This is a genomic window from Mojavia sp. (assembly GCF_059505145.1).
In genome coordinates, this window is sequence record NZ_JCACKA010000087.1 from 38,632 (window position 1) to 52,207 (window position 13,576).

A 13,576-nucleotide genomic window follows, 5' to 3' on the forward strand; every position below is an offset into this window, starting at 1 on the left:
TATTCATGACTTTAGTCTGAATTGTTTTTTTATAAAAAGTCTTTTAATAGTTGCTAGGGGCTAAAAGCAACTACTACTTAATAATGTTCAATCCATTAAAAAGTAGTAGCTTCAAATCCCTAGTTTAAAACTAGTTCATTCCTCACCACAAATATAGCTGACATACTTACAGCTATAAAAACAGAATCAACAATTACTGCTCATTGATTATTCTCTAAGAGGCTACTTTATCGTGGCTTCTTTTTTTATTGCTATCAGTCTCTTCATTGAACATTTACCCAAAAATCAGCAGTGTTAATCTTACCATTACGGTTAAACTGTACCCAAAGCTTGTATTTTCCTGGTTTAGGAAAACTTGTCATGAAATTGATTTGTCCAGTTGGGCTATTCTTAAGAGCATGAGCATGGATATAATCTGGCCTTGTTAGAGGAGAAGAGTTTTTGACAATGACTAAATGCCCTTGCTCACCTAAGTATGGTTGTAAATCTTGAATTGGCTGATTTTTGGCAGTATCCTGTAAATCAAAAATTAGATTTACTTCCTTGCCAGCCTTGAGATTGGGTTCAGAAAACTTAAGATTGACTTTAGTATTAGGTAATATTTTAGTAGTATTAAACTGTTGCGCCTCTATAGGTTGCGGAACTTGTCCCGGAATCATGACTTTAAGTAGAGAAACTTGTTCTTGTTGCCCAGATGGTTTGTAATCACTAAACAGAGTATAGTTTCCAGAACTAGGAAAGCTAGTACTAACCTCAAAACGCCCATTATTTTTGTAATTAGGGTGCAAGTGATCAAAAGTTTGTAAGTCATCTCTGACAACAATCAAATGCATCAGCTTCTCCTGAAAATTGTCAAAATTGCTGACGCTTTTCCCGCCAGAGTCTTGAATTTCAATTTCAAAATTAACAGGCTGATTTGGGGTAATTTTTTTGTCAGCTATTAATTTAGCTTGAGTAGTTGTTTTTGAATTGTTGCTATGCTCTGTGTGTGGCTTTAAGTGTCCTTCATGCTCACCATGAGAATTGTGCCCATGATTTGTGTGGTGCATCTCATCTTCAGCAACTTGTGCATCACCTGATTTAATAATTGACGAGCAACCAGAAGCGAAAAATAAACTGGTAATTACAAAAATTCCTGCAAAAAATATTTTCATATCCCTACTCTAACCTTATAAGAATTTATTGATTAAATGAAAACCGACCGTTTAGTTTTTAGCCTTTAATGCCAGAAAGTATAACTACCTTATACTCACCAAATGTAGAATCATGCCGTAATGCAGCATAATATTTTTTTGAGTATGATAGCTAAAATTTAACGTTTTGTGATTACCGTTTGGAGTTTGATCCTAAGAATCGCTGCATGAGTGTCAATCGCTTAGGTCGGGCTAACCCTCCTATCTTTCTGCTAACGGAAACGTTACGCGGTAAGTGCAACGTCTCCGTTGGGGAAGGCTCCTACGAAGGAGTAAGGCTCAGCTATGCCCAAAGGGGTTTACGGGAATAGCTTTGCTAAACAGCGCTGGACTGACTGCAACATACTGGTTACTTTACAATTTAAGGTTTACTTTATAAAGTATTTCTAAGGTGGCGATCGCCATATTCAAGAGTGTGATCAATCGCATATGATTTAGATTTTTATATCATTCGATAGATAGGGGAAATAAATTATTGGTAAAGCTAATATTTTGCTTGTGAATGTCTGAAGAACTTTTATATACCCTGGAATAAGATCCAGGGTCTTCTTTTTGATATCAAGCAATACTTATTAGACCTACATCGTAGGAAGATTATCTATCACCAGAGCAGGAGCGAGCGAATCTGAGTTGGTGTACTGGGCTAGATTTAAAGTATGTCTAAATTAGCTATATTGGTAAACGCTTACTAAATCTGGTGGCTTAGTCTTACTTAAGCTTTTTTAGTATTGATGTATTGCTAATAATTTTCACTTAGATAGTTAATATATTAACCAAGTATACCTTTACCAGTGTTTGGCATATTTGGCTACACTCTGTAGGAAGATGCTCTAGAGCCATACTAGGTCTAAATTAATTGAGTACGTTGTTAAGCACAGCAATGATCGAGGTTTGGTTCGCGACCAGACCTTTTTTTCATAAGTGGCCAACTCACTTTTTCTCAGTCTTTAGGCTATTTGCACACATCCTCTAGGATGATGAAGTACAGTCAGAGTAAGTCTAAATTAATCTTGGTGTAGTAAATGCTTGGTATATATTGAGGCTTGGCTCGACCAAGCCTCTTTCATGTTTGTACATTCGCTCATTATTTGTCAAAATTTTACAGTGGCAAATAATTTGTCATTATCATTTTACGCTTCTTTTGATTAACAGTCGTAACATTTCATCCGAAACCAAAGCTACCAAGCATTTACTACGCTAATTTTAGTCTTTCTCTGTGCCTCTGTGCGTCTCTGCGTGAGGGAAATAAATATTGGCGTTCCATAATAAAGGGATGGGCGTTGCATAAAATAGGGATGAATTAATGAACTGCAAAGACGCGAAGTGCGCGAAGAGAAGAAGTTTTCGACGTTGCAGCGGTGAAAAAATATCTCGCAAATATGCAAAGCCTAGAAGCGAATTAAAGCAGGCATGACACGGAGAGAAAACAGTGCAAATCACCAAGCGCAATGTCGAGTTGAGAGTAGATAACAGTTTGATGCGCGTCTATGTAGCGGCTCCCAAAACAGCAGGTCTTTATCCAGGTATTGTTTTCTACAGTGATATTTATCAGTTAGGCGCTCCCATAATTCGTCTAGCTAACTATTTAGCAGGATATGGTTATATAGTGGCAGCCCCAGAACTTTTTCATCGCATTGAGCCAATTGGTCTAGTTATTGAACCAGATGATCTAGGTCGAATGCGGGGTAATGACGATGCTCGTCGAACAGCGATCGCTGATTATGATGCCGATTGTCGTACTGTAATTGAATTTCTCAAAGCAGAAAGTGGGGTTTGTCCGGGTAAGATAGGCACTCTAGGCTTTTGTATTGGTGGACACTTAGCTTTTCGAGCAGCATTCATGAGCGAAATTAAGGCCTCTGTCTGCTGTTACCCGACTGGCATTCCCAGTGGCAAGCTGGGGCAGGGGGTAGCCGACACAATTGATCGGGTGACTGAAATTAAAGCCCAGATGCTATTGGTGTTCGGTACACTTGATCCTCATATTCCAGAGCATGACAGACAAAGCATAATTAAAGCTCTAGAGAGTGCTAATATACCTCACAAAGTTCTCTTGTATGAAGCAGAGCATACCTTCATGCGTGACGACGGTTATCGCTATGATTCTGTTGCCACTACCTTTGCTTGGGCTGAAATAGTAACTTTCTTGGAACATATATTTGCGAACTGAAGAAGAAATTTTACTTGCGACAGTTATCACCTGTTAAAAAAGTGATTGCGCTGTTGCCCAGCGTCACAGGCGATCGCTTTTTGACTCCCACTGTTGTACCCGCACTGATGGGTTTGCTGCACGATATCTCTGGACGTAAATCAAAGCGATCGCCAGCCCCAACAAATTCGGACAAAGTATTTACCAGTTAGTTGAACCTAGACGCCACTAACTAATCGCACACAACAAAGTTTTACGGACTGTAATGCAAGATTGCTTCGGTGGCAGATAGCGATGCTTGACTTAGCTAAAATTTAATTGATTGTTCAATGCTATTCGCCTCAGAAACTTTTTGCTGCCTTGGTGGGAGCAACGCGATTTTGTGAAGTGGCAAAGCTGGGGGGCTGGGGAGGCTGGGGAAGAGAAAGAAATTAAGTGGATTTAGTAGAGTTTTAGCAGCAAAATTTACTAAACATTTCTCTTTTCTCCCCCAGCTCCCCCAGCTCCCCCCGCTTCCCCTGCTCATTTCACGACGATCTCACTTTTTCGCGTTGCTCCCGCCTTGGTTTGGCAACGCCAAATTAATCAGTGTTGTTTAGCGTCAAGCTTTTTAAGCTGGAAGCTGTTTCTTCTGGTTTCCCAGACAGAGGGAAAACTAAAATACTCTTGATTGCCTGGTTATCTACTAATTCTTTTAAGCGATGTAATTGCTGATCAGTAATGGCAATTCCAGCATAATTTTTGGCATAATTTAATTCTTCTTTAAAATTTGCCTCATTATAAGCTTGAATAAACACTCGATCAACATTCCATTTTTGCCAATCAGCTGCGAAATATCGTTTAGCCCAATAAGGGTTATGATGACAAATATCAAAACTAACTGAAGAGTTAGCTTTTTTCATTGCAGTTATCATCTGTTGCAAAAAACTAGTTAACTTAGCGGTGCGGTCAATTTGACCGGGTAATTCAGCATGATAGCCTAAATAATCATCCCATTGGACTGCATCAATCTTCGGATATTTTTGGACGAATTCTACTAAAATATTTTTAAATAAATTAGCAACCTCAGGAATCTCTACATCAAGAACATAATGCTCGACACCAATGTAGGTTTTATCTACACCGGTAACAATCCATTTCTGAGAGATTGCTAACTCATAAATTGGACTATTTTTATCTATTTTAATACCTTTCTCAAAATAAGCATGAACTTGCATTCCTTGTTTGTGTGCCTCATCAATCAACCAATCTAACCATCGCTCTTGAAACTGGTTTGGGCAACTTCTATACCCTAGTGTTTGCTGCATAACTTCGCTATTGTACATCGTACAACCATTACCCCAAACACCATGAATAATCGTATTAATACCTTGAGACCGATAGTAACGAACTCTTTCACGAATCGTTATTTCGCTAGCATTATTAGTCACTTGATAACGACTTAAATAAATTCCTCTAATTACTTTTTTATCCCAAAGAGTTTGAGGTAATGGTGTTTTTTGAGATGTTTTTCTTTCAAGTGTGGCTTGCTTATTATTGGGGTTGGGAGTTAAAGAAGAATTTGGAGCGGCAGTAGGATTCAAAACAGGAATAGTTATTTGTTGATTTTTAGATAAAAGTTTGCTAATGTCTAAATTTGCTTTCTGGTTGAACCACCAATAACCGCCTCCTAAGATAACTATGATTAGAGATAAAGGAATATTTGAACATCCACATCCAACTGCTTTTTTCGTTTGGCGCGACATAATAAAAAGTTAGAATATAACAAAAAATAGCCTTCTATTGATTTAATGCCATTTTTATTTAAAATTTACCAGCCGAGGAAAAGATTTAACTAGTACAGTTCCTCCAATTAACACGAAAAGTGACCCCATACCAGTAAACATTGCAGGTAAAAACCATAGTTCAAACCAAGAATTAATCATGGCAGATTTTGGCTTTTGAGGGTCATATAGAACTTCTACCTGCTGACCTTTAGTAAATGCTGGTGGCTTACTGCCTGCATTGGATTCAAATATAATTGGTTCACCAGAATTTGGAGCAAATTTAACCACTGGATAGTAAAAAGAAGATGAACGCCCCTTACTATCAGTTGATAAATGTAGCTTTAAATCAATTACAGTTCCTTGTGTTGATACTGCTGTGCCGACAAAAGAATGAGTATTGATGCCAAACATGATACCTGTAACAGCAAATATACTGCCAATACCAGCAAATATGGAACCAAATGTTAGAAAGAACTTTGAATCATCCATAGAATTTTCAAAATAAAATATTACCTTCGGTTATTATCCACCGAAAATTTGATACATCTACACTCTATACTTCTCATCCAAAAAAGGTTATTTCGGAAATTGGTAAATTGTAACTGCGATCGCACAAGGTCTTCCTGAAACAGGCGTACCCATCCTTGGTTAGACATAGTATCTACAAAAGGCAAATTACAAATCAGCCACAGCAATGCATTTGTAATAGTTTCAATTGCCGATTCTGCAAAAGTAATCTATTGGCGTTTGAATTAGGGAATTATTTAAGATTCTGGAGGCAAAGGAGAAATGAACATCAAAAACATACTCGCTCAATTATGACGATATTTCCAGATACCTACTCCGATTAAAATTCCCAATAGCGCACCAATTACTAAACCTGTCGGCGCTAAAGTTACAAAAGTCAGATCGGCTTGACTTTTGTGAGGATAACCGCCAAACAAAATCACACCTGTAAATCCAATGGTTGCGCCAACAATAGAACCAACGAGTACCCACAACATCACATCTATTGACCTAACTTTGGATGCGATCGCCAGCCCAATCAAGCTGACGAGCAATCCTCCAACAGATCCAACCGCGGCCCCATAACCCATAACGGTGAGAACCCAGGTATAACTTACAATCCTTGCTCCCAGTCCAGCGATTAAGGCACCAAAGCTTACCCAAAGCGCTATTCCAAGAATGAACCAGAAAAATTTTCTTGTCCACATGGTATTTCAACTTAAACCCTGAGTTAGGTAACCAACCACTATTACTATAAATTCCAGGTGGGGCGATCGCCTTTTCTTTAGTTTTAAAACCCTCACCTTAATTGCACAGAAGGTGAGGGTTTTATTTCAGGTATTTAGATTAGGGCGATCGTGAGCGCGATCGCCTATGCAGTTTGGGATACTTTTAGTTTCCGCTTCATCCACCACCCCATAGCGCCAGCAAGTGCTGTCCCACCAAGAGTGAGAGGTTCGGCTACCGTCGCCGACACAACTCTAGCATCAATTTGTGCAGTTCCACCCAACACACCTGCCAAGCTAGAGTTGCCAAGTATATTAGCAAACTCCGGTGAAATCAGCAATTTAACATCAGCGAGGGTTAAATCTTTGCCATCAAATGCTATAGTTCCCGGAATACTCAAATCAAACAGAATTGTATTTAGAGAAACTGTGTCTCTTAAAACTAGTCCACTGGCATTTTGAACGGTACGTTTTGGAGCCAAATCAATGGAAAAGTTACCAACAGTAACTTGATTATTGAAAGTAATGGTTCCAGTGTGTTGAATTGTACTTGAAAGTGGAGTAAAACCATTTACGTCGCTGAACGTAAAGTTAGAGTTTGGATCGATATTGAAGCCAACCAAAAAACTGCTGTTAACTGGTTTAGCTGTATTATTAGTACCTGTCAAGTTTAGCCCGATACTGCTGAGAAAACTCAAATCATGATAGATACTGGTGACTCCAGACTTCACCTTGAAAGTTGCAGCTTCTGTAGGCATGGGTGCAATTAATACAAAAGCTGCTGTTGTACACCCAATAATTGTTGCCATCTGAGAAGAACGAAAACGCATAAATATTCCCTTTTTTTGTCAAATATTCATCAAATCACGCAAATAGTTGCCATTTCAGGGTTCTATTTGAATTTAGATTTAATACAAAAGGGAATTATTCAATATAAATTCTTCAGCCAGTATATTTAAAGGCAGCATGAAGACGAGATTGATCCGAGGGTGAAGAAGGGCAAATTACAAATCAACTACAGCAATGTATTCATGAGTTAATGTACAGTCGCTCTACAACTTTAAACTAAGCTAATCCAACTCTCGGCGTCCTTCTAAGGCTCTTGCCAATGTTACTTCGTCGGCATACTCCAAATCCCCACCCACAGGTAAACCAAAGGCAATCCGTGTCACCTTGGTAAATGGTTTTAGTAGCTGACCAACGTAGAGTGTTGTGGTTTCCCCTTCTACACTCGGACTAATTGCCAAAATTACTTCTTGCGGTTTTTGTTGACTCACTCGTCGCACCAAAGCTTGAACAGTCAACTGTTCTGGGCCAATACCATCCATAGGCGAAATCACTCCACCCAAAACATGATACTTGCCTTTGTACTCGCGGGTTTTTTCTAGGGCAATCACATCACGAGAATCCGCAACTACACAAATAGTATTGTTGTCACGGTTGGGATGGCGGCAGATTTCACAAACTGGTTCAGCAGATAAATGAAAGCAGACAGAACACAAGCCTACCTGTTTTTTAGCTTCGATTAGAGCCTGTGCCAAAGCCTCCACTTCCGTTTCTGGTCGCTTCAAAATGTGCAATGCTAATCGCTGGGCTGACTTGGGGCCAACTCCAGGCAGGCGTTGCAATTGCTCAATTAACCGTGCTAAAGGGCGTGCGTAAACCGTGGTTTTATCTCCATAATGTTTTACCTTAACTATGATGACATTCTTAGAGTGTTTTGGGCTGGCGATTGAACTCAGACTTCTGAGCAAATTACAGAAAAAGCGCAAAAGCTTGGTATTAATTTAGAACAGCCGCACCTTAAGCAATTCTTACTAGAGAATTAACCATGAAAGAGTGCATAATCAGCTATATCCCGACTGGGTAAAAACAATGACTACAATAAATGACCTTGCTGTTGTAGCTGAAGTAACTAATTTGTATCTCCAGTACGAAGCAGCGCTTTGTAACAACTATCTCGAAGCAATGGATAATTTATTTTGGGATGCACCAGAAGTAGTGCGATTTGGTCTAGCAGAGAACCTCTACGGCAGTGAAGAGATTCGTAACTTTCGCGCCTCCCGACCAAACCCAAAAATAGAGCGAGAAATCTCAAATCTCAAAGTTGTGGCGTTTGGGAATGATACAGCGACGGTGAATTTAGAGTTTCGTCGCATTATCAATGGTGTAGAACGCTTTGGGCGACAAAGCCAGACTTGGTACAAGTTTCCCCAAGGATGGAAGGTTGTTTCGGCCCATGTTTCCTTATTACCAGTATAATTTTCAACATTAGAAATTTACGATAAATAAGGGTGCGTAGACTTTCTATTTTCCCGTCTCCAGTCTCTAATCTCCAGTCTCCAACAAATCACTCAACGCCTGCACCAAAGTTTGATTTTGTTCATCAGTGCCGACAGTGATGCGTAATTTATCATCTAGCCCTGGTTGTTTGAAGTAACGAATTAAAATTCCTTGTTCTTTCAATTTTTGATAGAGATACTCTGCATTTCCCTGGGTAGGCAGTGCGGTGAGGCAGTACGGTCTTGGGGTCTCCTCAAGTGGAGTAACTGCCGTAGACGCTCGAAGAGCGTCTTCTCGTAGAGTACCCGTAAGGGTCTTGGGGTCTCCCCAAGTGGAGCAACTGCCGTGAGGTTGCACCAGCAGGAAGTTGGTTTGAGAATCCCAAACACGAAAATTTAATTGTTTTAAGTCGGTTGCTAACTTAGCCCGTGATGCTTTAATCTTTGCCGTACAAGCATTCTTATAATCTTGATCTGTGATGGCAGCTGTTGCAACTGCACAGGCGATCGCATCAATATTATAGCTATCCTTCACCTTAAACAATCCCTGCAATAGGTTGGGATTCGCCACTCCAAATCCCAGCCGTAATCCTGCCAAGGAATATCCCTTAGAAAGTGTCCGAATCAAGATTACATTTTCGTACTCCTTAACCAACGCTAATGCGTTCTCTTCAGCAAAATCTACATATGCTTCATCAATTACTAAAACCCCAGATAACTGGCTTGCTAGTTTCCGCAGCTCATCAGTTGGTACGATGTGCCCTGACGGACTATTGGGCGATGCAATGAATGTCACACATCCATTAGCTGCTACCAATTGTTCCAGAGGTAACCTGTAGTCTTCACTGTAGGGAATTTCGACAATCTCCGCCGCCTGCATCTCGCTCAATGTACGATATAGGACGTAAGTTGGCATTGGGTAGACTACTTTCCGCCCAGGTTCTGTACAGGCTCTCATTACCAAGTTCAATACTTCGTCACTACCATTGCCCACAATAAGCCAATCACTAGGAATTTCTAGTACTTTGCTTGCAGCTAGCCGGAACTCTCCGCCAAATGGTTCTGGATAACGTCGCAACCACTCGCCATCAATATTTCGTAGTACAGCTAGTGCTTTTGGGGAGGGAGGATAAGGGTTTTCATTGCTATTAAGTTTGATGATTTGAGTACCGCGTTGCGGCTGTTCACCAGGGATATAGCTGGCCATTGCATGAATATTGGCGCGGAAGTACTTAGTCATAGCTCAGTTTTTTTATCAGACTTGGGCTTGGCTGGGTGGAGTAATTATATAAAGTTCAAACTACAATTTCTGACAATATTGTTAAAAAAGTGCTGAAGAGCTAGCGTTGTACAGGGGTTCCCCCCATAGGCGACTGGCGTTACTGAGTAAAGATAAAAAACTCCAGACTTACTCGTAGTGAATCTGGAGCCAGGAAACAAAGGGAAATAATGCATGACTCTTCACCCAGCTATATTCACCCATTTATCGTAGGGTTGCATCTATGCCCGGTGCATTATTACCTGATTTATTTGTAAATTAAATTGTGGCTTCATATACATTATGAAATACTTATTTAAAAAACATAGTCTAGCTACTTTAGTAGATATTTCAGCCTCTAGCAGTTAAAAAAGCCTATAATCGCCATTTTGTAAAGATATCATCAATTTTATTAGAGCGGTTTGAGATATATTGAAGTGAACAATCACTCCTCCTCATACTGTTACCATTGCGATCGCCTAGTAAATTGATGCTCCTGATAGCTATGAGTGAACGAGATATGGCTTCAAAAAGAGGCAAGGGAGCGGGGGGATGTAAATACGGGGATTGTGACCCTTGCTCCACCTCGTTTCGCGGCAGGAGAGAGGGAGCATTCCCCCTGCTTCTTGTTCAAAGTGAATAAAGTTAAGGCTAGAAAAATATATTTTATTTTATATAAAGGTTAGTGGCGCTAGGAGCCAAGTGCTATCCATTTTCTTATAACAAAGAATTTTAGTACGCTATTATCAATTAAAACTTGATTTTTTCGTGGCTAATAAAGTTAGATTTGTCTAAATATGAAGAGAAATAGGCAAAAATAGCATAGCGAAATAAAATTAAAAATTTTCAATACCATTTCCACTAATTTTGACAGTCATTTTAGGGTTTAGTCAGCCACGACTTTAATGCAGATTTAGCTATTTTTGTGGTAATTAAGGTGACGGCCATGATTGTGATACCAGTAGCGTAAGGATGCCCACCATGATGAGATTCTTGGTGATATTCATTACTATGAGATGCATAAGTATAGCACTCATGCTGAGAATTACATGTCGTAGCAAGGGTATTTTGGGAAATAGACAGCGTTAATAGAGTTGCTATTAAGCAGGGGCGAATTAGGAAAGTTAAGTAATTCATAGATGCAAAGCTAGGAACTAGACAGTAATTCCTACACCTGCAAAAAAATGAATTTCTGAAAATAGCTGAAATTTTAATAAATTCCTAGTTTGTAAAGGCTTGAGCAAATTACTTATTGGCGTGATTTTCTAATCTTGCCAGTGTAATTTATCTGTTAAACATTACGTTCATTGCCTCATATTGCTTCAAATTTGGTTGAGCGGTATTTAAATATACAAAGCGTTCAGTATTAATACATGGCCCAAGGTTAAAACAAAAGGTTTTTCAATTTTAAATTCCTTTTAGCGGTACTAGTCGCTTTAACTATTTCTATAGTATGTTGCCAATAATGTTACAGTTCCACAAGCAATAAAACTAATTAAGTTACCATACATTAAAATAGGATCATTTTGATAGTAGCCATAAATAACACTATTAAGTTGAATAAGATTAAAGCCTACGAAAGTTATTAAAGAGATATTATTAGCACTTCTAGTTTTAATAATTCTTATGGCTTGTGGAATAAACAAGCTAGCATTGAAGACAAAGCCTAAGCCAAAGAAAAAAGTAACTATTTCTTTCATATGTACTAATAGTTAAATTGAAATAATAAAAAATTTAAATAATTTTTATTTGTATTAGTATTAGCTATTAACTAAAACCTGAGCTTTGACTCGATGGTAACTATATGAATTGTTGTCTCAGGTTTAAAAATTTAAATCTATGAGTGATTACTAATTTATCGATTAAGGATGTTGAGTTTAAGGTAATTTTTGGTTCTACGTATGTTAATTAATTACCTTACCCATTGTCAGCTTGAGTAATCAGTTGCCCCTTTGACATAAGCAACCGCTAAGGGTGCTAGTTTGTTTTCAAGTTGAGTAATAAAAGTACGGTCAGATTCTGACCAAGTTCGCTGCTGGCCAAAAACACAAGGTTGTAAAATTCCCCATAATTGCTGGTCTTGACACAAGTGAGCGTGAATCAGTGCCCGATGTCCAAAATGCTCACGCTCAAAGTCTTTATTTAAAACTTCTGGGCTTGCTGTTTCTACATCTTCAACATAAATTGAAGGTGCAGTCTGGAGTGCCGCAGCAAATAAGGGATCTACCTGAGGTAACCACGCTGGCTCTAATTTCCACTCAGGTTCTCTCATATCTGGAATGTCTTGATTTCGCCGCCAGCAATAACCGATTTGTCCGAACTTAGTTTGAGGATTTCTTAGATAGAGAAAACAGCGATCACACTGCAATACTTCTCCAACTACTGGCAGTATCGCTGTAAATATAGCATCTGGATCGCTGTTTTTTTCTAAAATACTTTGTACAGCTTCGTGCAGGACTAGGTTAGTCATTGGCAAAGAGGTTATTTGCTTTACAAGTGTCTCAACGACCTGCAATTGAAAGCATCCTCCTACCGATATAGATGACAAACTAATTAAAATTTTCTTAAAGAGGGGCTACAAAAAATCCATAAAAGAATGTCTAGTAGCGAGTACTAGTTATTGAATAGATGCAACTACCTAATGATTTAATGCTCAAAATGAGTTAAAAGGTAACCTCAGCGCCGATTAAGGCAAAATTCAGACTAAATGTGATCGCTCTTGAAATATGGGTTTGTTTAGCTTTAACTATCGACAATCTTTTTAATGCCTTTACAAAATTTTTAATTTTAAAATATTTAGGCACTTGACAAAAAAACATCATCAATAAATTGAAGCTTTTAAGCAACTTTCAGGATATCAAGCTTTGTTTCCAGCCCTGAGACTATAAAAGCAATGGTTTGTAAAATTGCGGCTCTATCACCCATTTGACAACGCTCAAACAACTGTTGGGCATCCACCAATCCCGCGTTAGTTGTTAATACTTCTAATATATTCTCTTTGGCGCTCAAGTTGTTATTTGCACAAGCAGTGTAAAGTATCAGCCCTGCCATAGTATACAGATCTAACATTGGCTCATCATCACCATTGAGAAGCTCAATTTTGGGAAACTCAGATAAAGGGTGGATGAATTGGTCAAAGGTTAATTGAGTCATAGTTGTGGTCGAGTCGATACCTTAAATAATTTCAAACCTTAGGTAAGCTGCCATTATTGCAATGTCCTGCGCTTAAAACCGAAAAAAGGTAGACTGACTATTCCAGCCTGGAATAGTTTAGTTTGTTCAGTAAACTTTAGCCCCAGGACAAATGCTAATTTTTACATAAAGATTGTGTTAAATGAAATTGCAAATTAGGGAAGATAAATAAGTTATCTTATGTTGCGGATTTAGCGCAAGCAGATATACTGAATAAGAGAGGGGCAAAAAACCCTCGGATTCCTTTTTTGAGGTTAAAAGCTAGCTAATAAAAATAAAAGCTAGCTTTTTGGGTGGTCTGCCTTTTCTTATTCTTCAGCCGCTCATTGCTCCATGTCCTCATACTAGGCTTGTCATTTTTTTTTGTCAAGTTGTCATTTAAATTAGACATAAAAAAATGTCTTGCTTTTGAGTTTTCATGAGAGAAAATAAAGACAAGCATAATATTTAGCAGTTCAAAATTATATGACCGACAGAAGGCGTTCTGATGATTACAAGCAAATA

Annotated in this window: 15 protein-coding genes; 4 read left to right on the plus strand and 11 right to left on the minus strand. The window is 38.7% G+C overall.

Annotated features, from left to right (window positions below; genetic code table 11):
- Positions 1–263 precede the first annotated feature (263 nt).
- A complete protein-coding gene (locus tag AC5JL8_RS25695) occupies positions 264–1,154 on the minus strand; it encodes a DUF8832 domain-containing protein (RefSeq protein ID WP_495882510.1) in 891 nt (296 codons plus the stop codon).
- 206 nt (positions 1,155–1,360) lie between these two features.
- Between AC5JL8_RS25695 and AC5JL8_RS25700 the strand changes: the two genes are divergently transcribed.
- From AC5JL8_RS25700 to AC5JL8_RS25710, 3 genes are all read left to right on the plus strand, one after another.
- Positions 1,361–1,504: a hypothetical protein gene (locus tag AC5JL8_RS25700; protein WP_495882511.1), complete on the plus strand. Its 144-nt coding sequence runs from the start codon at positions 1,361–1,363 to the stop codon at positions 1,502–1,504.
- A 1,118-nt stretch (positions 1,505–2,622) separates the two neighbouring features.
- Positions 2,623–3,363, plus strand: a complete 741-nt coding sequence (locus AC5JL8_RS25705) for a dienelactone hydrolase family protein (protein WP_495882512.1) — start codon at positions 2,623–2,625, stop codon at positions 3,361–3,363.
- Positions 3,364–3,377: 14 nt separating this feature from the next.
- On the plus strand, positions 3,378–3,554 hold the full coding sequence (locus tag AC5JL8_RS25710; protein WP_495882513.1) for a hypothetical protein: 177 nt from the start codon (positions 3,378–3,380) through the stop codon (positions 3,552–3,554).
- Between the two features lie 369 nt (positions 3,555–3,923).
- Here the strand turns inward: AC5JL8_RS25710 and AC5JL8_RS25715 are convergent, their stop codons facing one another.
- The 5 genes from AC5JL8_RS25715 to recR all read right to left on the minus strand — a co-directional run bounded on the left by AC5JL8_RS25715 (position 3,924) and on the right by recR (position 8,040).
- Positions 3,924–5,087 (minus strand): family 10 glycosylhydrolase, encoded by a 1,164-nt coding sequence (locus tag AC5JL8_RS25715; protein ID WP_495882514.1) that lies wholly within the window; start codon positions 5,085–5,087, stop codon positions 3,924–3,926.
- 54 nt (positions 5,088–5,141) lie between these two features.
- On the minus strand, positions 5,142–5,597 hold the full coding sequence (locus AC5JL8_RS25720) for a DUF3592 domain-containing protein (protein ID WP_495882515.1): 456 nt from the start codon (positions 5,595–5,597) through the stop codon (positions 5,142–5,144).
- A gap of 323 nt (positions 5,598–5,920) precedes the next feature.
- Positions 5,921–6,322: a hypothetical protein gene (locus tag AC5JL8_RS25725; RefSeq protein ID WP_495882516.1), complete on the minus strand. Its 402-nt coding sequence runs from the start codon at positions 6,320–6,322 to the stop codon at positions 5,921–5,923.
- 164 nt (positions 6,323–6,486) lie between these two features.
- Complete coding sequence (locus tag AC5JL8_RS25730; RefSeq protein WP_495882517.1) at positions 6,487–7,170, minus strand: PEP-CTERM sorting domain-containing protein; 684 nt, start codon at positions 7,168–7,170, stop codon at positions 6,487–6,489.
- Positions 7,171–7,410: 240 nt separating this feature from the next.
- Entirely contained in the window at positions 7,411–8,040 is a 630-nt protein-coding gene (recR, locus tag AC5JL8_RS25735; protein WP_495882524.1) for a recombination mediator RecR, read from the minus strand.
- A 175-nt stretch (positions 8,041–8,215) separates the two neighbouring features.
- On the opposite strand from recR, the gene hpxZ reads away from it, so the two are divergent.
- Complete coding sequence (gene hpxZ / locus AC5JL8_RS25740) at positions 8,216–8,602, plus strand: oxalurate catabolism protein HpxZ (protein ID WP_495882518.1); 387 nt, start codon at positions 8,216–8,218, stop codon at positions 8,600–8,602.
- 66 nt (positions 8,603–8,668) lie between these two features.
- On the opposite strand, the gene hisC is transcribed toward hpxZ, so the two are convergent.
- The 5 genes from hisC to AC5JL8_RS25765 all read right to left on the minus strand — a co-directional run bounded on the left by hisC (position 8,669) and on the right by AC5JL8_RS25765 (position 13,033).
- Positions 8,669–9,862 (minus strand): histidinol-phosphate transaminase, encoded by a 1,194-nt coding sequence (gene hisC, locus AC5JL8_RS25745; RefSeq protein ID WP_495882519.1) that lies wholly within the window; start codon positions 9,860–9,862, stop codon positions 8,669–8,671.
- Between the two features lie 897 nt (positions 9,863–10,759).
- Complete coding sequence (locus tag AC5JL8_RS25750; RefSeq protein WP_495882520.1) at positions 10,760–11,017, minus strand: hypothetical protein; 258 nt, start codon at positions 11,015–11,017, stop codon at positions 10,760–10,762.
- A gap of 299 nt (positions 11,018–11,316) precedes the next feature.
- Positions 11,317–11,580, minus strand: coding sequence for a PQ-loop domain-containing transporter (locus tag AC5JL8_RS25755; RefSeq protein ID WP_495882521.1), 264 nt, complete (start codon positions 11,578–11,580; stop codon positions 11,317–11,319).
- 227 nt (positions 11,581–11,807) lie between these two features.
- A complete protein-coding gene (locus AC5JL8_RS25760) occupies positions 11,808–12,350 on the minus strand; it encodes a GAF domain-containing protein (protein ID WP_495882522.1) in 543 nt (180 codons plus the stop codon).
- 368 nt (positions 12,351–12,718) lie between these two features.
- Positions 12,719–13,033: a hypothetical protein gene (locus AC5JL8_RS25765; RefSeq protein ID WP_495882523.1), complete on the minus strand. Its 315-nt coding sequence runs from the start codon at positions 13,031–13,033 to the stop codon at positions 12,719–12,721.
- Positions 13,034–13,576 lie beyond the last annotated feature (543 nt).